This window comes from Streptomyces pratensis, from assembly GCF_037137275.1.
GTDB classification, from domain to species: Bacteria; Actinomycetota; Actinomycetes; order Streptomycetales; family Streptomycetaceae; genus Streptomyces; species Streptomyces pratensis_B.
Genome location: NZ_JBBBEN010000099.1, coordinates 39792 through 58089 on the forward strand (window position 1 = coordinate 39792; position 18298 = coordinate 58089).

At 68.4% G+C, this 18298-nt stretch carries 21 protein-coding genes; 9 read left to right on the forward strand and 12 right to left on the reverse strand.

The features are described 5' to 3' along the window. Positions 1–5: 5 nt before the first annotated feature. From V9U70_RS25370 to V9U70_RS25385, 4 genes are all read right to left on the reverse strand, one after another. On the reverse strand, positions 6–1289 hold the full coding sequence (locus V9U70_RS25370) for a phage tail family protein (protein ID WP_336678881.1): 1284 nt from the start codon (positions 1287–1289) through the stop codon (positions 6–8). Further along, on the reverse strand, positions 1286–2485 hold the full coding sequence (locus V9U70_RS25375) for a phage tail protein (RefSeq protein ID WP_336678882.1): 1200 nt from the start codon (positions 2483–2485) through the stop codon (positions 1286–1288). The genes V9U70_RS25370 and V9U70_RS25375 overlap by 4 nt, the downstream gene beginning before the upstream one ends. Before the next feature lie 1013 nt (positions 2486–3498). Further along, positions 3499–3849: a hypothetical protein gene (locus V9U70_RS25380; RefSeq protein ID WP_419724026.1), complete on the reverse strand. Its 351-nt coding sequence runs from the start codon at positions 3847–3849 to the stop codon at positions 3499–3501. Between the two features lie 51 nt (positions 3850–3900). After that, positions 3901–4455 carry a hypothetical protein gene (locus V9U70_RS25385; protein WP_336678884.1) on the reverse strand — a complete coding sequence of 185 codons (555 nt, stop codon included), beginning with the start codon at positions 4453–4455 and terminating at the stop codon, positions 3901–3903. A gap of 10 nt (positions 4456–4465) precedes the next feature. Between V9U70_RS25385 and V9U70_RS25390 the strand changes: the two genes are divergently transcribed. Continuing rightward, positions 4466–4906: a DUF3592 domain-containing protein gene (locus V9U70_RS25390; RefSeq protein WP_336678886.1), complete on the forward strand. Its 441-nt coding sequence runs from the start codon at positions 4466–4468 to the stop codon at positions 4904–4906. A gap of 21 nt (positions 4907–4927) precedes the next feature. Here the strand turns inward: V9U70_RS25390 and V9U70_RS25395 are convergent, their stop codons facing one another. Both V9U70_RS25395 and V9U70_RS25400 read right to left on the reverse strand, forming a co-directional pair. Next, positions 4928–5476, reverse strand: coding sequence for a hypothetical protein (locus V9U70_RS25395; RefSeq protein ID WP_336678887.1), 549 nt, complete (start codon positions 5474–5476; stop codon positions 4928–4930). A gap of 153 nt (positions 5477–5629) precedes the next feature. Then, a complete protein-coding gene (locus V9U70_RS25400; protein WP_336678888.1) occupies positions 5630–5968 on the reverse strand; it encodes a hypothetical protein in 339 nt (112 codons plus the stop codon). Positions 5969–6194: 226 nt separating this feature from the next. Between V9U70_RS25400 and V9U70_RS25405 the strand changes: the two genes are divergently transcribed. Further along, the gene (locus V9U70_RS25405) at positions 6195–6896 is read left to right on the forward strand and encodes a hypothetical protein (protein WP_336678889.1); all 702 of its coding nucleotides are present in this window, start codon (positions 6195–6197) and stop codon (positions 6894–6896) included. 880 nt (positions 6897–7776) lie between these two features. On the opposite strand, the gene V9U70_RS25410 is transcribed toward V9U70_RS25405, so the two are convergent. From V9U70_RS25410 to V9U70_RS25425, 4 genes are all read right to left on the reverse strand, one after another. Next, on the reverse strand, positions 7777–8094 hold the full coding sequence (locus V9U70_RS25410) for a hypothetical protein (protein WP_336678890.1): 318 nt from the start codon (positions 8092–8094) through the stop codon (positions 7777–7779). A 65-nt stretch (positions 8095–8159) separates the two neighbouring features. Continuing rightward, positions 8160–8450, reverse strand: a complete 291-nt coding sequence (locus V9U70_RS25415) for a hypothetical protein (protein WP_336678891.1) — start codon at positions 8448–8450, stop codon at positions 8160–8162. Between the two features lie 107 nt (positions 8451–8557). Continuing rightward, positions 8558–9160, reverse strand: coding sequence for a phage tail tube protein (locus tag V9U70_RS25420; protein WP_336678892.1), 603 nt, complete (start codon positions 9158–9160; stop codon positions 8558–8560). A 154-nt stretch (positions 9161–9314) separates the two neighbouring features. Then, positions 9315–9725 (reverse strand): hypothetical protein, encoded by a 411-nt coding sequence (locus V9U70_RS25425; protein ID WP_336678893.1) that lies wholly within the window; start codon positions 9723–9725, stop codon positions 9315–9317. Between the two features lie 292 nt (positions 9726–10017). On the opposite strand from V9U70_RS25425, the gene V9U70_RS25430 reads away from it, so the two are divergent. Continuing rightward, the gene (locus V9U70_RS25430; RefSeq protein WP_419724027.1) at positions 10018–10332 is read left to right on the forward strand and encodes a hypothetical protein; all 315 of its coding nucleotides are present in this window, start codon (positions 10018–10020) and stop codon (positions 10330–10332) included. A gap of 67 nt (positions 10333–10399) precedes the next feature. On the opposite strand, the gene V9U70_RS25435 is transcribed toward V9U70_RS25430, so the two are convergent. Further along, positions 10400–10594, reverse strand: coding sequence for a MerR family transcriptional regulator (locus V9U70_RS25435; RefSeq protein ID WP_336678894.1), 195 nt, complete (start codon positions 10592–10594; stop codon positions 10400–10402). Further along, entirely contained in the window at positions 10591–11427 is an 837-nt protein-coding gene (locus tag V9U70_RS25440; RefSeq protein WP_336678896.1) for a hypothetical protein, read from the reverse strand. The genes V9U70_RS25435 and V9U70_RS25440 overlap by 4 nt, the downstream gene beginning before the upstream one ends. 193 nt (positions 11428–11620) lie before the next feature. Here V9U70_RS25440 and V9U70_RS25445 point away from each other — a divergent pair, with 193 nt between their 5' ends. From V9U70_RS25445 to tuf, 6 genes are all read left to right on the forward strand, one after another. Then, the gene (locus V9U70_RS25445; protein ID WP_336678898.1) at positions 11621–12067 is read left to right on the forward strand and encodes a helix-turn-helix transcriptional regulator; all 447 of its coding nucleotides are present in this window, start codon (positions 11621–11623) and stop codon (positions 12065–12067) included. A gap of 421 nt (positions 12068–12488) precedes the next feature. After that, positions 12489–13157: a hypothetical protein gene (locus tag V9U70_RS25450; RefSeq protein ID WP_336678900.1), complete on the forward strand. Its 669-nt coding sequence runs from the start codon at positions 12489–12491 to the stop codon at positions 13155–13157. A 490-nt stretch (positions 13158–13647) separates the two neighbouring features. After that, positions 13648–14019, forward strand: coding sequence for a 30S ribosomal protein S12 (rpsL, locus tag V9U70_RS25455; RefSeq protein WP_003948652.1), 372 nt, complete (start codon positions 13648–13650; stop codon positions 14017–14019). Positions 14020–14021: 2 nt separating this feature from the next. Continuing rightward, complete coding sequence (gene rpsG / locus V9U70_RS25460; protein WP_003966970.1) at positions 14022–14492, forward strand: 30S ribosomal protein S7; 471 nt, start codon at positions 14022–14024, stop codon at positions 14490–14492. Positions 14493–14530: 38 nt separating this feature from the next. Beyond that, complete coding sequence (gene fusA / locus V9U70_RS25465; RefSeq protein WP_336678903.1) at positions 14531–16660, forward strand: elongation factor G; 2130 nt, start codon at positions 14531–14533, stop codon at positions 16658–16660. A 158-nt stretch (positions 16661–16818) separates the two neighbouring features. Then, complete coding sequence (gene tuf / locus V9U70_RS25470) at positions 16819–18012, forward strand: elongation factor Tu (protein ID WP_096625036.1); 1194 nt, start codon at positions 16819–16821, stop codon at positions 18010–18012. Positions 18013–18298: the final 286 nt, after the last annotated feature.

Here is an 18298-nt window from a genome sequence, read left to right on the forward strand (position 1 = left end):
GGTGCTCATGCCGCCGCCCCGTACAGGAACAGCAGGTCGCCGGCGACGGCGAGCGGTCCGTTGCCCTCGGCCGCGTGGTAGGCGCGCAGCCGGGTGCGGTCCGTGGGGCGGGCGGGGCCGGCGGTGCGCGGGGCGGCCTCGGCGGGGCGCAGCCGGCTGAGCGCGGAGAGCGGCAGCACGGCGGAGGCGGCGTCCGGTCCGGCGGGCTGCACGACGCCGCCCTCGGCGAGCTGGGGGATCTTGGGCAGGTCGACGCCGAACTTCTTCCCGAGGAAGCTGAAGCTCAGTTTGTTGAGGCCGTCGATGACCCAGTTGGCGAAAGAGATCAGTGCCTTGACGGGCCCGGTGACGGCGGCCATGACGCCCTGCATGCCGGTGCTGATGAAGCGGCCCATGCCGTTCAGGGTTCGGGACAGGGCGCTCCTCACCCGGGTGAACATGCTGGGGATCTTCTGCGTGGTCCAGCTCAGGACGGGCTGGATCACGGTGCGGAAACCGCTCCAGGTCCGGCGGACGAGGCCGGAGAGGGCGCGGGTGGCCGAGGTGACGGCGCTCCGGGTGCCGTGGAAGCCCTTGGAGAGGAGCGGGCCGACGACGGCCAGGACCGTGGTGATGACCTTGACGGCGGCCGTGAAGTAGGCCGAGATCACGGTGGCGTACACCGTGAGGACGGGGCCGAGGAACTTCAGAATCGCCTGGAACACCTTGCGGACCTGGTCGAAGACCTGCTGCATCATCTTCTGGCCGGCCTGCGAGTTGAGTGCGTACTCGATCAGGTAGCCGACCAGCGGGGCGACCAGGCCGAGGACGAACCCGAAGGGGTTGGCGCGCATGGCGATGTTGACGGCGGTCATCGCGCCGGAGGCGACGGTGAGCGCGCGGCCGAAGAAGCCCATGAGCTTGGAGACCGTGCCCGAGCCCTTGCCCAGGACACTGGCGGCTCCACTGAACCGGGCGCCCTCGGTGGCGATCGAGTTCAGGGGCGCGACGGCGGGGCGGGCCTTGGCGGTGCCGGCACGGAGCTGGGTCGCCGTCCGGCCGGCTGTCCGGCCCGTCTTCGTGAGGGACCTGCCGGCCGCGTCCGCCCCGGTCTTCATCTGCCGGAGCCGGCCGCCGGCGGAGGTGGCGGAGCTCTTGATCCGGCCGGCCGCGGTCGATGCCTGCCCCAGGTCCCGCGCGGCGGTGCGGACGGAACGTCCGGCCGCGGTGAGTCGGGTACGGAAGGAGCTCAGCGCGCCGGCGACCCCCGCGAGCGGGTCCGCGCCGCCTTGGATCGCCGCGGCGCTCATCCGCGGGCCTTGGACAGGAACAGCAGGGCGGTGGCGGTCTCCTGGAGGTCGGAGGAGGACGCCTCGTAGTAGTTCTCGATCTGGAAGCCGGCCATCGCCCCGGCCGTGGCGCTGACCGACTCGGCCCTGGCCCGGCGGGCGGTGTGCCGCAGCAGCCGGTCCAGCTTGGACAGCGGCAGCACGGCCTCGGCCTCGCCGGCCTCTGCGACGATGGCGTGGACGCCGCCGTTGCGCGGGGCCACGATGCCGCCAGCCGCCAGCTGCGGGATCTTCGGCAGGCTGATGCCGAAGGTCTTCCCGCCGACGCCGGGGACCCAGCCGGGGATCGACACCTTGATGCGGTTGAGCCTGCCGATCGCGGAGTTGATGAGCCGGATGACGGCGTTGACGGGGCCCCGCACGGCCCCCTTGATGCTGCTGAAGGCGCGGCTCGCGATGCCCTTCAGCCCGCCCCAGATGCTGGCCAGTCGCTCCTTGACCCGGCTGAAGGCCTGGGGGATGACGTTGCGAATCCAGTTGACGACGGGTGTGATGATCTTCCGGATGCCGTTCCAGACGCTGGAGATGACCTTCCGGACGGCGTTCATCACCGTGGTGATGATCTTCTTCCAGGCGTTGAAGTAGGTCGTGATGACCTTGGCGACGGCCTTGATGACGACGGTGATCGCCTTCTTGATGCCGTCCCAGACCTTCTTGATCAGCGCGCCGGCCTTCTTCATGATCGGCCCGACGACCTTCATGACCGAGCTGATGACCTTCTTGATCGCGGCGAAGGCGACCTTGAGCACCTTCTGCATGGTCTTCGACCGGGCGGCCATCTCGACCACCTTCTCGACGAGCGGGGCGAGCAGGGAGAGCAACTGGCCGACGAGGTTGCCCTTCATCGACTTGTTGAGCCCCTTCATGCCCTTGGACGCCTTGTCGGCCCCGGACTTGAACTTTCCGACCTCGGGTCCGCTCTTCTTGGCGGTACGGCCGGCCTTGGCCATCGAGCGTTCGGCCTTGTCGGCGGCGCGCTGGATGGCGGTGAGCTGGCGGGCGGAGGTCTGGGCGGAGGTCTTGAGCTTTTTGAGCTCGCGGTCGCCGCCCGCTGTCTTGCTCTGCAGACCGCTCGCTGCCCGCGCCGCGGTGTCAGCCCTCGACCTGAAGCCCCCCAGCGCCGTGGACGCCTGCTTGAGCGAGTGCAACAGAGGCATAGTTCTTCCCATCGTCCAGTTGGTTCCGAGAGTGAGAATCAGGAACCGAGTGCCTCATCGATCGTCCTGATGATGTACAGGAATTCATTTCTGGTTCTCGTTGTCCTGTCGCGTATGTCGAGTGCGAACGCTGTGGCGTTCGTATGGGTTTCCTTTGTCTGGCGGAGGTGGCCGGCCGGCTCGGCGGACAGCCCTTAGGGGGCGCTCACCCGAGCTGGCCGGTGATGCCGTGAGAAACAGATGTTCGCCCGGGCTCCCCGGGCGTTCGCTCCAGCCGTTCGCGTTCTTGGCTCGCCGCTGTCCTCTTCCTTTTTCCCTTTCGGGCATTCGTTGACGGCGGAGTGTGCGGGCGTTAAGGTTCGCGGTACCTCGCTCCGGGGAAATGCAATACCCGGTGCATGTTTTGGCATTTGTCGCTTTGGTGGCGCTCGGTGGTGTTTCCTTCCAGCTGGGTGCTGGTCAGGAGGAAGCCGTACGCTGCCTTTCCCCGGCTCGCTGGCCGGGTGGCTGTTCATCCAGGAAGGCGATGGTGAAAGGTTCGCGGTGACAAGTGCTTCGTCCGCGCCCTTGGGGCTGCTTCTCTTCTGCGCTTCTGGCGCTCTGCTTTTTGTCGGCTGTTACGCATTGATGAGGGCTGTCAACGCGGTACGTCTGGCCATCTCCGGCGTCCAGGCGGAGGGCTCCTGCGCCGGCTATTCAGCGGGACGCTTCGGGCAGTCGGTGATAGTCGACTACCGTGCGCGTGACGGGATCGAGTACACGATGACCACGGAATTCTGGGCCGGTAGACTTCCTGTGCCGGGTTCCAGAATGGACGTCATATATCTTCCGCGGAGGCCGAAGATATCTGACGTCGCCCCTCTCAATCTCTGGCGTGTGCTGTCGAAGTCGGTCACGGCCGTGGTCCTTTTTCCTCTCACGTCGGCCTTGGCGCTCCAGCTGGCGGGAAGCGCGCTGGAGAAGATGGGGGTGGCCCTGTGAGAAGCGTTGGTGGCGTGCCCTGCCTCCGGTGATCAGATTAGGGCGGGGCAGCCATGGCGTCCCCTGTCTCGTGGGTAGGTCGTGATGGCCTTGGCGACGGCCTTGATGACGACGGTGATCGCCTTCTTGATGCCGTCCCGGACCTTCTTGATCAGCGCGCCGGCCTTCTTCATGATCGGCCCGACGGCCTTCATGACCGAGCTGATGACCTTCTTGATCGCGGCGAAGGCGACCTTGGGCAGCTTCTGCATGGTCTTCGACCGGGCGGCCATCTCGACCACCTTCTCGACGAGCGGGGTGAGCAGGGAGAGCAACTGGCCGACGAGGTTGCCCTGTTGAGCCCCTTCATGCCCTTGGACGCCTTGTCGGCGGTCAAGAGGCATGTCACCCCTCCACGGCTGGCATTCGGGGGCATCAGGCCCAGGGGGACCGGGTTACTCGCCCACAGTGTTGCGCAGGGCCGTGGCCTGCGAGACGAGTCCGCGAAGGGCGGCCTCGGCGGCGACCGCTTCACGCGTGGCTGTACGAAGTGATGCGGTGGATGGCGGCGGACCTGGGGGGCCGACGGGGCCCCGTGGGCCCGGTGCCCCCACGGCCCCGCGGGGCCCGGGCTGCCCGCGCTCACCCAGGCGGCCCCTGGCGCCGCGCTCGCCCCGAGGCCCCCGGCGGCCATCGCTTCCGCGATTTCCGCGTGGCCCTGCGGGGCCGACGCCCGGGCCGGTCGCCGGCATTCTGGTGAGGAGACCCCACTGATTGTGGCTGATACGGAGCTTCTCTTCCAGCAGCTTCTGAAGATTGAAGACCGAGGGAAGCGTCAGATCAATGAAGGTGAATGCCGCGGCCAGGGCGACGACTTCCATCTTCAGCCCGGTGTGGCTGCTGGAGATGGAGGTGAGTTCCTTTTTTATCTCGGCGTACTCGTGGTCGAGTGCCTCCACTTTCTGTGCATCGTCTTCTAGGCTCTTGACTCTTTCTTCGATCGATGGCATACTTCCTCATTTGCATCATGAACGGTTTGCTCTGACCATCCCTGGAGTCTCTTTGCTCGCGGTGCGAATTATCCTTTTCGTCCTTCTTTTCTCCTCCTTCTTGGTCTTGGTGACCAATCTCTACGCTCTGCGAAAGGCGAAGAGACTGGAGTCGGAGGGGGTCAAGGGCAGTGGGGAGTGTGTCAATCACTACTGGCCCCAAGGCGGTTATGTAGGTGTCATCTGCGCTTACTCGGCAGGTGGCGACGAATACACGGTCCGCTCGTCGAGGTACTCGACCGCACCGGCGGAGATAGGCGACCCGGTGGAAGTGATTTACCGTCCCAGTGATCCGGGACGCTCAATGCTCGCGTTCGAGGTGCAGAGCCGCGTGGGGTTCGACGTGGCTCTGTCCTCGGTCATGGGCGTGTTGGGGGTGGGGGCCCTCGTGGGGCTTCTCCTCACCTTCTGACCTGGCTCGCGCGCTCTCCCGTCAGGAGAAGAAGCGGGTCAGATCCTCGGGCTGGGCGCCTGGGGCGCCTCCGCGGGCTTGCGCGCGGCGGTCTCGTCCCCCGGGTCTCGGCACCGGCACGGTCGGCTCCGGGGGGTCGGAGTCCTCGTCGGTGTCGGCCGAGGCGTTGAAGTAGGTCGTGATGGCCTTGGCGACGGCCTTGATGACGACGGTGATCGCCTTCTTGATGCCGTCCCGGACCTTCTTGATCAGCGCGCCGGCCTTCTTCATGACCGGTCCGAGGGCCTTCATGCCCTTGGACCCCTTGTCGGCCCCGGGCGTGCACTTTCCGGCCCGGGGCCCGCTCTTCTTGGCGGTCCGGCCGGCCTTGGCCGCAGAGCGTTCGGCCTTGTCGGTGGCGCGCTGGATGGCGGTGGGCTGGCGGGCGGAGGTCTTGAGCTTTCTGAGCTCGCGGTTTCCGGCTGCGGCCTTCTGGCCCGGGGGACCCGCCGCTTTGCCGGCTATCTGCGTGGCCGTCCGGAAGTGGTCGAGGGAAGTCGTCGCCTTCCCGATTGATCGCACCAGGGACATGTGCCCACCTTGTTTTCGGCAGGGATTGACGTTTCGCCAGGATTTATCCGAGGGCGGATGCCAACTGGTCGATCCGTGTGTGCAGCTCGTTGAGCTCTGCGGATGCGGCACGGGTGGAGGGGATGGTCCCGGGCACCACGCTGACGTGGGTTCTCACCTGGTGGGCGGTGGCGTTTCGGGCCGTGAGTTCGCGGCTGCCCACCTGCCCAGTCGGTCGATGCGCTTGTTCAGCTTCTTCGCGACGTCCTTGATGCTCTGGGTGAGCCGGTGGTCGAGGTCGTGGAACCGCCGTTTGAGACTCAGCTTCTCGTTGTGCGTCTTGGTTCGGATCTGATTGTGCCACCGCGTTCTTTTAGTTGCTTCGTTGACCCTTGCGGGAGCGAAGCGGTTGATTTTCTCCGGCACGTCGAAAAGGGCAAATTCGCACTTGACGAAGGTCAGTCCGATGGATGCGACAGTCGCGCCTACCGCTCCGGCCGTCAGCGTGGTCACAAACCTATGATTCCGGCGTCCTGTATGGCCGCGTGACTGGCTTTCAGGTAAACGCGCTCGCAGCCGCGACCTCGGTGGAAATCATCTTCTTGAGGGAGACTTCGCACTCTTTCTGTATTGCCTCGGTGAGGCGGCGATTCTGTGGGGCCAGGTCTACTCTGAGCTGCTGTATCTTTTCCCCGAAATCGGCCATGGCGTTCCTGGCCCTTCTGGTAGAGTCCGCCGGATGAGCGAATCAGTCGTCGGCGCAAAAGGGGGTATCCCGAGCCGACACGTTATGGTCCGTCACGCAGCGGCCCTCATAGGTGTATTTATCCAGTTCTGGGGGGTCACGCTCCTGGTGGAACTGTTCAGCAGGGTGGGTGACCTCGGGTCCTGCGGATACCGGTCAGGCGTTCCCTGCCAGGAGGGTTCTGCGCTGCTGAGCCTCGGCGCTCCGGCGTTCTTGGCCGGAATCCTCCTCCTCGGCCACCTGGACCAGAGGGGCGGCTGGTCGGGTCCTGTGGGGGTTTTCAGCTTCTTTTCCTACATGTACGCGGCCAGCGGCATCGGGGCGGCCTTGGCCTGGAATGCGTTTGACTCGAGCAGTGTGATCTGGTCTCTGCTTTCCGGGGGGCTTTCGCTTCTCCCTCTGTGGATCTTCGTGGTGCTGGTGAAGGGTTTCTTCAAAGGCCTCCGAGAAGAGGGCGTGAAGGGCTGGGCCAGCGAGACGTTCTGGGTCCTGGAAGCCTTGCCGCAGTCAAAGAAGAAGCGCCGCAAGCTGCTGAGTTCGAGGGGGGTGGAGGGGCGTCGCGTACGGAATGGCCGACTGGTCCCCGAGACGCGACGAGAAAGAGCTCACTGGGCCCTGTTCACTACGGAATCCTGCGTTGCGCTGTTCACCGGAGTGCTGGCCGGATGGCTGTTCATCGCCGAGGTGTCGTCGTGACCGCTGCTTCGCGCCGCCTCTTCTGACACGCGCGTTGCGGACTTTCGAAGAGAGGCTGCCCCGCCGCCTCGGGGCCTCTTTGAGATGTTCAGGAAGTGATGCGGGTGGATGCCGTCGGCCCGCGCCCACCCAGACAGCCCCTGGCGCCCCGCTCGCCCCCCCCGAGGCCCTAGGCGCATAGCTTCCGCGATTTCCGCGTGACCGGGGCCAATGTTGTGTACGAGACGCTGCCCGAATTCTTCGTAGATCCCCATGCGGCCTCCTTGGTGCCTATGTCAGAGAGATGCACCAATCTCCGGTCGACTGGACCTGTAGACACCCGGGACCGGGGATGGTCGCCTCACCGCGCGTATGCCCGGTGGTCTCCAGGGATTCGGGCTCTCCGTCCTCCAGGCGCCGGAACGCGCTGCCCGACCACTCCTGCGCCCTCTTGTCCGTGAACCCGTAGCGAAGGGAAGCGCGTCCACCGGGCCAGAAGACGACCGAGAAGCTGGTCATCGGACCGCGCGACCGGAGCCGTAGGAGTGTCGGAGACCCGTGCCTTCCCGGAAGGCGGACGGTGTTGTCCCGCCAGCCGCTGACAGGGAGTGTCTGGTCCGGCATGTGTCCGGCTCCTCGCGCTCCGGTGTCTACTCGCAGGGGCTCTCAGAATCGCAGACGGGTACCTGAACAAGTGAAGCGGCAGGCGGGTTGGCCGGGTCGGCAGCTCCGGTGACGGGGGCCGGTTCCTCGTCGTCGCTCTCGCTCCCCTGTCTGGGCGCTGACGGCACCGGACGGTCAAGCCCCGGCGGGCGTCGGCGGCGGACGCCGACCTCCGGCCGGCAGCGAACAGAGGGGTGGTGGCGCCTTCTGTGGTCGTCGCCGTTCCGGGAGGGCCGCATCAGGCGAAGAAGCGGGCCAGATCGCTCGGGCTCGGCGCCTTGGCGGGCTCTTCTGCGGCGGTCTCGTCCCCCGGCCTCGGCACCGGCACGGGCGGCTCCGGAGGGTCCGAGTCCTCGTCGGTGTTGACCGAGGCGAACATCCAGTTCGCGGCCGCGAGGTGGTCTACGGCCGCGGCGAGCAGGTAGTCGGTGATGCTCCATTCGGCGCTCTCGCCGTGAAGTTGCTGCGTGGTGGCGCTGTCGCGTGGCATGTGCTTGACCAGCACCGCGAGCCGGCGGGACGAGAGCCGGCCGCGGTGCCAGTCGAGCAGGTCCACGCCGTAGTGCCGCAGCAGGTCGGCTTCGAGGGCCTCGGCGTGTTCTTCGGCGAACGCGTCGAGGCTCAGCCTTCCCCCAGGCCGAGCCCGGTCTCCTTGCCGTACGCCTCCAGGATCGCGGCGATGTCCTGCATGGTGATGTCGTGGCGCTCGAAGCGCGCGAACTGCTCCTCGCCCAGCAGGAGCTTCAGCAGACCGTCGACGTCGTTGTCGTCGAGGCCGCGGAGCGCCTTGGCCGTGTTGCGGCCCAGCTCGGTGGGCAGTTCGAAGGTGTCGTCGTCCAGGTCGAAGGACCAGGAGCGGCCGAGCGCTTCCAGGCGCTGGGCGCGTGCTGCGTTGACGTCGAACGAAGCCATGGGTGGTGGGTCTCCTTACACAGAGCAGAGGCGGGGTGGGGCGGCGCCGTGGGCGCCGGTGTGCCGGGAGCGGGACCGGAGCGATCCGGCCCCGCCCCGGCGGGAGATCAGGCGCCGGCCGGCACCGTGTAGGCGGCGTCCTTCATGACGAAGGTGGCGAGCGCCTGGCCGTCGCCCGGGGAGAGCGCGGTGAAGGTGACACCGAGCATCGCGGCGGCCTTGCGGGCGAGCTTGATGTCGTCGGTGGCGGTCACCTGGCCGCGCGGGATGACGAAGCGGTAGGTGACCGCCGTGCCGTCGGTGAACTCCAGGCCGAGCGCGCGCTCGTCGAAGGTCGGGCCGTCCGGGACGTCGAACTGGACGACGTCCGGCTTGGTGGCGTCCCGGCGGATGTCCGCCGGTGCGCCGCCCAGGAAGAAGGGCAGGGTGTCCTCGTTGAACTGCAGCATGGAGAACTTCAGCGTCAGGTCGCGGTCCGCGTAGACGAACCGGGCCGGGCTGATCGACTGCCACGTCTCGACCGGGTCCAGCTTGTCCTTCTTGGAGAAGGTCACCCCGTCCGTCGAGGTGTAGCCGAGGTCGGTCCACCCCGTGCCCCAGTCGGCCGACGGGTCGTCGGAGAAGACGTCCGGGAGGGGGGCGTTGACGTCCGCGACGAGGATGCGGCCGGTTCCGGCCACGCGGATCTCGGACGAGTTGTTGCCTGCCATGGATGGCTCCTTCAGGTGGTTTTCCGTGGGTGGTGGTACCTGCCGTGGGTACGGCGAAGGCCCCGCCGGTGACGGGGCCTTGTCTGTGGGGGCGCTCGGAGGCGCCGGTCGGTACGGGTGGTGCGTGGGCGGGCGCCGGGCGGGCGCCGGCGGTTCAGCCGATGCGCAGCGACACGCGCAGGACGCAGACGTAGCGGTTGGCCGCCGGGTGGAGGTACTCGGGCAGCCAGCGCGGCCCGTCGGCCTCGACCACATCGGTGATCACGAGGCTCGTTCCGTACGTCCGGCCGGTCGCCGACAGCAACTCGGCGCGGGCGGCGTTCGCCAGGCGGTGCGCCGTCGCCTTGTCCGGCCCGTAGGCCTCCAGCTCGATGAGCGGCTGGTCGAGGTGGAGGTCGTCGATCCACGCGCCGCCGCGCCGGGAGACGATCACCGCCTGCTGGGTGCCGTCGAAGCCCGGCGGCGGGGTCTCGGCCACGACCACGTCCGCGAGATCCGGGCGGTCGGATAGGAGCTCCACGACGATGGCTTCCACATCGGGGAAGGTGCTCGGAGGTGAAGTCATGACAGGGCGATCACTCCTGTTCGCGGGGTGAAGGGACGGGAACGCGGACGGCGGAGCTGNGGGCGCAGCTCCGCCGCTGCACTTATTGTGACTCAGATCGTGCGAGCGCGCAACCAATTGGTGCGGGGGTGCAACTTTCCGGGTGTGCGGGGAGTGCGCCCTCCGGGTGGCCGGGCGCGCGGGTGGGCCTGTTCTCACCTCCCACGCTGTCGCCCCAGGTGCGTTAGTCTGCGGGTATCGAACAGACATTCGAGTACGGGTGGTTTCGCAGGCGGAAGCACCCTGGCGAGGCGTGTGGATCGAGGAAGCGAGGGAGCGGGTGGACGGGGGTGAGCCGGTGATCGGTGCTCAGGAGCGGCTGGCCGACGTCGTGGCCGCCGCGGTCGAGGTGGCCGCGGAGTCGGGGGAGTCGGGTACGTACACCGCGGAGGTCGCCCGCACGCTCACCGCTGTCGTCGGCAAGGTCGGCGCGAGAGTCGCCGTCGAGGCGGAGACGCGAGGGTTCCGCAGCGGCTGGGGCGAGGCGATCGCGCTGACGTCCGGGGGCACGGAGGGCGGGGCCCGGGTGTTGCGGATGTCGGCCGCGCCCGAGGCGCCCGAGGAGTAGTCAGGGGGGAACGAAGGAGGGAGGGGCGGACCGAACGGTCCGCCCCTCCCTCCTTCGTTCCCGCCCCTCAGTGCGCCCCGGCGGTCTTCCGGCGGGCCGCCCGCTCCGCGGCGAAGACGTCCTCCAGGCGGAACACGTGCGCCCGGCCCTGCCGTCCGGCGGGGCTGAGATGGCCCAGCTGGACCCACTTGCGGATCGTCGCGGGCTTCACACCCGCCTCGTGCGCGGCGAGTTCGCCGGTCAGCAGCGTCGCGGCCGTCATCGCGTCCCCTCCCGCCGCGCGGTGTCCTCGGTCGAGGCGGTGAGCTCGCCGAGGTTGCCGCCGGACTCCGCCGCGAGCCGCGCCCACGCCCCCTCGCTCCACGCGTGCCGGTGCGCCGGGTCGGTGCGGCAGTCGCAGGTGCGGTCCGCGCAGCGGCAGGCCGGGTTGACGCAGAGCACCGCACGGCGGGCGGGGAAGGCCCGCAGGGAGACCGAGTCGCACCACGGGCAGCGCCCGCTCACCCGCACCACCGGTTCGGCGCCGCCCAGGGCCCGGGTGCAGCGGCGGGCCATGCGGCGGGCCTCGTCCCGGATGTGTTCGAGCAGGACGTCGTCGTCGGCGGCCCGGTCGAGTAGCCCCGCGATGCGCAGCAGCCGCCCGGCGACCTGCTCCCGGCGGGGGCGGGGCAGGCGGAGCCGGTCGTGCACGGCCTCGTCGAGCTCGACCACGCCGTCGCTGATGTCCCGTACGGCGTCGGAGATGTGCAGCCGCAGCGGGGAGGTGCGGGAGCCGGACGGGGTGAGGCCGTGGGCCTGCTCGGCGCGCAGGGCCTCCTCGCGCTCGGCGCGGGTCGGCCCGGCCGGGGAGGAGGGGGAGCCCGACGGGGCCGCCGGTGGGGCCGAGGGGGAGCGGTAGGCGGGGGCGAGCTCGACGAGCAGTTCCGGGAACTGGCGCAGCAACAGCTCGATCCAGAGTGTCGCGTCCGCGATCGTGCCGTTGCCGTTGCCGTTGCCGTTGCCGTTGCCGTTGCCGGCATGGCCGGGCCGGCCGGTGGCGGCGTGCGTTCCGGCGCGCTTCCGCGTGTTCGGCGTGGATGTGTTCGGTGTGGTCATGGCGATCCCTTCTCCCCGCATCAGGTGTTGCGAGTCCGCACAGTGGCATGTTGCGCGCTCGCACGCAAGGGGGATTCCGGAGCCTGCGGCCTTTACATGGGAGGATTTTGCCCAAACGGTTCGGCGGGCGGGGTAATTCCTTGCGCGCAAGCGCGATAGTCTGGTCACCGCTTTGGAGGGAGGCGAGTGCCCCATGACCACGGGCGAACTCGACAGCTTCGCGACCTGGATCGAGGAACTGATCCGTCGGCGCGGCTTCGACATCGACAGTCCACGCGGCGGCGGCAAGTCCCGCCTCGCCGACGAGGCCGGGGTCCACCGGGCCGCCATCACCCGTCTCCTCCAGCGCCAGAGCATGCCCGACCTGGAGACCACCCGGCGTCTCGCCCAGGTGCTCCAGGTCCCGGTGCGCGACATGCTCATCCGGTCCGGCCGCCTCACGGAGGAGGATCTGCCGCTCCCCTCCGCGCCGACGGGCGCGCCTCCGGCGGACGGCCGTCCGCTCACCCTTGAGGAGGCCGCCGTCGCACTGGGCGTACCGGCGGACCAGCGCGAGATGTTCGTCCGGGTCGCGGGCCAGTTCCTGCCCGCTCCGGCGGTCGCGGCCGCGCAGCGGCGCGCGCCCCTCGCCTCCGACTGAGGCACCCGGTCGACGGTCCCTTTCGTCTTCCGCCGGCATGTGACGGCCGTTCTCTCCCGCTGGCGTGCCCGGCCGCCCTCGCCCCTCCTTGGGGTGCGCTGCCCCGGGGTCCCGTCGACGTGCCCGCCCCGCACCCGCGCGGCTCCGGTGCGCCGGTGAACTCCGGGCGTCGCGCTGTGCGCCAGGCGAAGTCGATCTTGCGCCGGGCCGGGAAACCGTGCCCTCGGCCTGCCCCGTAAGCTGTTCGAGCCTGTCCCCCCGCCCCAGCGCAGGTTCGAACGACGCCGCAGATTCACGAACGACAGTGCGTGGACGCACCCCGCCAGGTGCGCGCCGCGCGGAGCGAGAGCGCCCGATCGGTCAGAACGGCCAGGCGTCCGCCCGGTGCGGGGTGACGCGCACGGGCGGCAAGGAGGGGCGCATGGCCGAGCGGGAAGGATGCTCCCGGACCGCAGGCGACGCCCCCGAACCTCCCGCCGGGGCCGGCGGGCCCGGCGTCCCGCCGACCGGGACGCCGGCGCCGGAGACGTACAGCGCCCTCCTCGCCGAACTGGGCGGCCTCCTCGACGGCCACGAACCCCACGAGGTCGCCGTCCTCCTGCGGGCGGAGCTGGAGCGGCGCGAGCTGCTGGCGTACTCCCACGGCTGGCGCGACGCCGCCGCCCATTACGAGCCCGCTGTCGAGGCGGCACGGACCGCGAACCAGCGGACCCTGCGCCTGGTGGGGCCCACGCGCACGCCGGGGCAGGGCGCGGTGATCCCCTTCCGGCAGGAGGCGCGCGGCGACGACGCCCAGGGGCCGGAGGGCGGGCCCGAGGGGGGAGGCCCGGCGCGCGACGGCGCTCCCCGGGCCGAGGGGCCGAAGGAGCACGCCCGTCCGGCCGGCGGGGAGCCCCGCCGCGACCGCCCCGCGGCCGACAGGCGGACGGACCCGCCGTCCCGGCCTCCCCGCACCGGGGCCGGGCCCGAACCCGCGCTCGTGCGCAAGAGCCGCAGCTCCCGCGTCCCGACCATCCCCACGCTCCCGACGCCGAGGCTGCGGCGGCGGGAGGAGGGCGGGAAGGCCACCCCGGACGACGCGACCAGCTGAGGAGCGCGACCGGCCCGCCCCCCGGTGCGCGGGCGTCACGACCGGGCGCCCGCCCCGGTACCCGCGCCACGGCCGCACCCGCCTCCCGTACCCGCGCCACGGCCGCACCCGCCTCCCGTACGCGTGCCCCGGCCGGGCTCGCGTCTCGGGGCCGCAGTGCGGCCGGGCTCGCCCCGTGTGCGGGGGCGGGAGGCGCAGGCCAGGAGGTGCCCAGCCCCGTCGCCGGTGGTCGCAGGCCCCGATGCGGCGGTATGGACAGCATTTGTTTTGACCCAGCTCCGTGAGGTAGGTACGCTCAAGCCTTGTGCCTGGGGTGTGCCTGGGCTCGGCTGCGTGTCCTCAACCGCATGGCGAGCTCGTCTTTAGCCACCGCAATCTGCGCCTCTTCCGCCCTGCGGGCGGAGATCCGCGGTATTCGACACGCCCGACCTCGTGGGTCGGCGATGTTCCAGGTTAGTTTCACGAACGGCACACAGAAACCGGAGAAGTAGTGCCTACGATCCAGCAGCTGGTCCGGAAGGGCCGGCAGGACAAGGTCGAGAAGAACAAGACGCCCGCGCTCGAGGGTTCGCCCCAGCGGCGTGGCGTCTGCACGCGTGTGTTCACGACCACCCCGAAGAAGCCGAACTCGGCCCTCCGTAAGGTCGCGCGTGTGCGTCTGACCTCCGGTATCGAGGTCACGGCCTACATCCCGGGTGAGGGACACAACCTGCAGGAGCACTCCATCGTGCTCGTGCGTGGTGGCCGTGTGAAGGACCTGCCGGGTGTTCGTTACAAGATCATCCGCGGCTCCCTTGACACCCAGGGTGTCAAGAACCGCAAGCAGGCCCGCAGCCGCTACGGCGCCAAGAAGGAGAAGTAAGAATGCCTCGTAAGGGCCCCGCCCCGAAGCGCCCGGTCATCATTGACCCGGTCTACAGCTCTCCTCTTGTCACCTCGCTGATCAACAAGATCCTCCTCGACGGCAAGCGTTCCACCGCCGAGCGGATCGTGTACGGCGCCATGGAAGGCCTCCGCGAGAAGACCGGCAACGACCCGGTCATCACGCTGAAGCGCGCGCTTGAGAACGTCAAGCCCTCGCTCGAGGTCAAGTCCCGCCGTGTCGGTGGCGCCACCTACCAGGTGCCGATCGAGGTCAAGCCCGGTCGCGCCTCCACCCTGGCTCTGCGCTGGCTCGTCGGTTACTCCCGCGCCCGCCGCGAGAAGACCATGACCGAGCGCCTCATGAACGAACTGCTCGACGCCTCCAACGGCCTCGGCGCTTCGGTCAAGAAGCGTGAGGACACCCACAAGATGGCCGAGTCCAACAAGGCCTTCGCGCACTACCGCTGGTAGTCGCTACCCCCATCGAGACCGAGAGAAGATTGAGCCTTATGGCCACCACTTCGCTTGACCTGGCCAAGGTCCGCAACATCGGGATCATGGCCCACATCGACGCGGGCAAGACGACCACCACTGAGCGGATCCTCTTCTACACCGGTGTGAGCTACAAGATCGGTGAAGTCCACGACGGCGCTGCCACGATGGACTGGATGGAGCAGGAGCAGGAGCGCGGCATCACGATCACGTCCGCCGCGACGACCTGCCACTGGCCGCTCAACGATGTTGACCACACCATCAACATCATCGACACCCCGGGTCACGTCGACTTCACCGTCGAGGTGGAGCGTTCGCTCCGCGTCCTCGACGGCGCCGTCACCGTGTTCGACGGTGTGGCCGGTGTCGAGCCGCAGTCCGAGACCGTCTGGCGCCAGGCGGACCGCTACGGCGTGCCGCGTATCTGCTTCGTCAACAAGCTCGACCGCACCGGTGCGGAGTTCCTCCGCTGTGTCGACATGATCGTCGAGCGCCTGGGCGCGGTCCCGCTCGTCATGCAGCTCCCCATCGGCGCAGAGGCCGACTTCAAGGGCGTCATCGACCTCGTGTCGATGAAGGCCTTCGTGTGGCCCGAAGAGGCCGCCAAGGGCGAGATGTACGACACCGTCGAGATCCCGGACGAGTACAAGGAAGCCGCCGCCGAATGGCGCGGCAAGCTCCTTGAGGCCGTCGCCGAGAACGACGACCAGATGATGGAGCTGTACCTGGAGGGCAACGAGCCCACCGAGGACCAGCTGCACGAGGCGATCCGTCGGATCACCCTGGCGTCGAAGGGCAGTGCCGACTCCGTCACCGTCAGCCCGGTGTTCTGTGGCACCGCGTTCAAGAACAAGGGCGTTCAGCCCCTGCTCGACGCGGTCGTCCGCTACCTCCCCTCCCCCCTGGACGTCGAGGCCATCGAGGGCCACGACGTCAAGGACCCGGAGAAGGTCATCCAGCGGAAGCCCTCGGACGACGAGCCGTTCTCCGGCCTGGCGTTCAAGATCGCGAGCGACCCGCACCTCGGTAAGCTCACCTTCGTCCGGATCTACTCCGGTCGCCTGGAGGCCGGCACCGCGGTGCTGAACTCCGTCAAGGGCAAGAAGGAGCGCATCGGCAAGATCTACCGCATGCACGCGAACAAGCGTGAGGAGATCGCATCGGTGGGCGCCGGCGACATCATCGCCGTCATGGGTCTCAAGCAGACCACCACCGGTGAGACGCTGTGCGACGACAAGAACCCGGTCATCCTGGAGTCCATGGACTTCCCGGCGCCGGTCATCGAGGTCGCCATCGAGCCGAAGTCCAAGGGCGACCAGGAGAAGCTGGGTGTCGCCATCCAGCGCCTCTCGGAGGAGGACCCCTCCTTCCAGGTGCACTCCGACGAGGAGACCGGCCAGACCATCATCGGTGGTATGGGCGAGCTTCACCTCGAGGTGCTCGTCGACCGCATGAAGCGCGAGTTCCGCGTCGAGGCGAACGTCGGCAAGCCCCAGGTCGCGTACCGCGAGACGATCCGCAAGGCCGTCGAGCGCATCGACTTCACGCACAAGAAGCAGACTGGTGGTACCGGCCAGTTCGCGAAGGTGCAGATCGCCCTTGAGCCCATCGAGGGCGGCGACGCCTCCTACGAGTTCGTCAACAAGGTCACCGGTGGCCGCATCCCCCGTGAGTACATCCCCTCGGTGGACGCGGGTGCTCAGGAAGCCATGCAGTTCGGCATCCTGGCCGGTTACGAGATGGTCGGCGTCCGCGTCACCCTTCTCGACGGTGGTTACCACGAGGTCGACTCCTCGGAGCTCGCCTTCAAGATCGCCGGTTCGCAGGCGTTCAAGGAGGGTGCCCGCAAGGCCTCTCCCGTGCTCCTCGAGCCGATGATGGCCGTCGAGGTCACCACGCCCGAGGACTACATGGGCGATGTCATCGGCGACCTCAACTCCCGCCGTGGCCAGATCCAGGCCATGGAGGAGCGCCACGGCGCTCGCGTCGTGAAGGGCCTCGTGCCCCTCTCGGAGATGTTCGGCTACGTCGGAGACCTCCGCAGCAAGACTTCGGGTCGCGCAAGCTACTCGATGCAGTTCGACTCCTACGCCGAGGTTCCGCGGAACGTCGCCGAGGAGATCATCGCGAAGGCCAAGGGCGAGTAACTCTCCCGAGCTCACGCTTTAGGCTTGTCACCGGAGCCCGGTAGGGCATCCATCGCACAGCGCGAGCTGTACGGCGGGCGCCCCCGGCACCGGCACCCCAGCAAAGATCACCTGGCGCCGATGAAGCAAGGCGTACAGAACCACTCAGGAGGACCCCAGTGGCGAAGGCAAAGTTCGAGCGGACTAAGCCGCACGTCAACATCGGCACCATCGGTCACATCGACCACGGTAAGACGACCCTCACGGCCGCCATTACCAAGGTGCTGCACGACGCGTACCCGGACCTGAACGAGGCCTCGGCCTTCGACCAGATCGACAAGGCTCCCGAAGAGCGCCAGCGCGGTATCACCATCTCCATCGCGCACGTCGAGTACCAGACGGAGTCGCGTCACTACGCGCACGTCGACTGCCCGGGTCACGCCGACTACATCAAGAACATGATCACGGGTGCGGCGCAGATGGACGGCGCCATCCTCGTGGTCGCCGCCACCGACGGCCCGATGCCGCAGACCAAGGAGCACGTGCTCCTGGCCCGCCAGGTCGGCGTTCCGTACATCGTCGTCGCGCTGAACAAGGCCGACATGGTGGACGACGAGGAGATCCTGGAGCTCGTCGAGCTCGAGGTCCGTGAGCTCCTCTCCGAGTACGAGTTCCCGGGCGACGACGTTCCGGTCGTCAAGGTCTCGGCGCTCAAGGCCCTCGAGGGCGACAAGGAGTGGGGTGAGTCCGTCCTCAACCTGATGAAGGCTGTCGACGAGGCCATCCCGCAGCCCGAGCGTGACGTCGAGAAGCCGTTCCTCATGCCGATCGAGGACGTCTTCACGATCACCGGTCGCGGTACGGTCGTCACCGGCCGCATCGAGCGTGGTGTCCTGAAGGTCAACGAGACCGTCGACATCGTCGGTATCAAGACCGAGAAGACCACCACCACGGTCACCGGCATCGAGATGTTCCGCAAGCTGCTCGACGAGGGCCAGGCCGGTGAGAACGTCGGTCTCCTCCTCCGTGGCATCAAGCGCGAGGACGTCGAGCGCGGCCAGGTCATCATCAAGCCGGGTTCGGTCACGCCGCACACCGAGTTCCAGGCCCAGGCCTACATCCTGTCGAAGGACGAGGGTGGCCGTCACACCCCCTTCTTCAACAACTACCGCCCGCAGTTCTACTTCCGTACCACGGACGTGACGGGCGTTGTGACCCTTCCCGAGGGCACCGAGATGGTCATGCCGGGTGACAACACCCTCATGGACGTCGCGCTGATCCAGCCGGTCGCCATGGAAGAGGGCCTGAAGTTCGCCATCCGTGAGGGTGGCCGGACCGTGGGCGCCGGCCAGGTCACCAAGATCATCAAGTAGTCTCTGCTTGATCGTCTGACCTGGTGGCTCATTGAGTCGCAAGAAGGGCCCCCGTCTCTCGGAAGAGAGGCGGGGGCCCTTCGCCATGCCCGGGGTGCGGTGCGTGCTGGGTGTGCGGTGTGCGTACGCGGCCGGGCCGCGCCCGGTGTACGACGGGCACGGCCCGGCCGGGGGCTGCCACCGCGGGGCCCGGGGGCCCCTATGGACGTAGGGCCCCGGTACCTCAGGGCGGAGAGGTACGGGGGCCCTACAGCTGCGAGGGACGGCGGGCGGTCAGGCGCCCGCC

Excerpts from the sequence above, each read along its gene's own strand:
- V9U70_RS25420 (WP_336678892.1), bottom strand. The coding sequence starts at position 9,160 with ATGGCAGGCAACAACTCGTCCGAGATCCGCGTGGCCGGAACCGGCCGC.
- V9U70_RS25385 (WP_336678884.1), bottom strand. The coding sequence starts at position 4,455 with ATGCCATCGATCGAAGAAAGAGTCAAGAGCCTAGAAGACGATGCACAG.
- V9U70_RS25405 (WP_336678889.1), top strand. The coding sequence starts at position 6,195 with ATGAGCGAATCAGTCGTCGGCGCAAAAGGGGGTATCCCGAGCCGACAC.
- V9U70_RS25435 (WP_336678894.1), bottom strand. The coding sequence starts at position 10,594 with ATGACGGCCGCGACGCTGCTGACCGGCGAACTCGCCGCGCACGAGGCG.
- V9U70_RS25395 (WP_336678887.1), bottom strand. The coding sequence starts at position 5,476 with ATGTCCCTGGTGCGATCAATCGGGAAGGCGACGACTTCCCTCGACCAC.
- V9U70_RS25375 (WP_336678882.1), bottom strand. The coding sequence starts at position 2,485 with ATGCCTCTGTTGCACTCGCTCAAGCAGGCGTCCACGGCGCTGGGGGGC.
- V9U70_RS25415 (WP_336678891.1), bottom strand. The coding sequence starts at position 8,450 with ATGGCTTCGTTCGACGTCAACGCAGCACGCGCCCAGCGCCTGGAAGCG.
- V9U70_RS25440 (WP_336678896.1), bottom strand. The coding sequence starts at position 11,427 with ATGACCACACCGAACACATCCACGCCGAACACGCGGAAGCGCGCCGGA.
- fusA (WP_336678903.1), top strand. The coding sequence starts at position 14,531 with ATGGCCACCACTTCGCTTGACCTGGCCAAGGTCCGCAACATCGGGATC.
- V9U70_RS25380 (WP_419724026.1), bottom strand. The coding sequence starts at position 3,849 with ATGCCTCTTGACCGCCGACAAGGCGTCCAAGGGCATGAAGGGGCTCAA.
- V9U70_RS25445 (WP_336678898.1), top strand. The coding sequence starts at position 11,621 with ATGACCACGGGCGAACTCGACAGCTTCGCGACCTGGATCGAGGAACTG.
- V9U70_RS25425 (WP_336678893.1), bottom strand. The coding sequence starts at position 9,725 with ATGACTTCACCTCCGAGCACCTTCCCCGATGTGGAAGCCATCGTCGTG.
- rpsG (WP_003966970.1), top strand. The coding sequence starts at position 14,022 with ATGCCTCGTAAGGGCCCCGCCCCGAAGCGCCCGGTCATCATTGACCCG.
- V9U70_RS25450 (WP_336678900.1), top strand. The coding sequence starts at position 12,489 with ATGGCCGAGCGGGAAGGATGCTCCCGGACCGCAGGCGACGCCCCCGAA.
- V9U70_RS25370 (WP_336678881.1), bottom strand. The coding sequence starts at position 1,289 with ATGAGCGCCGCGGCGATCCAAGGCGGCGCGGACCCGCTCGCGGGGGTC.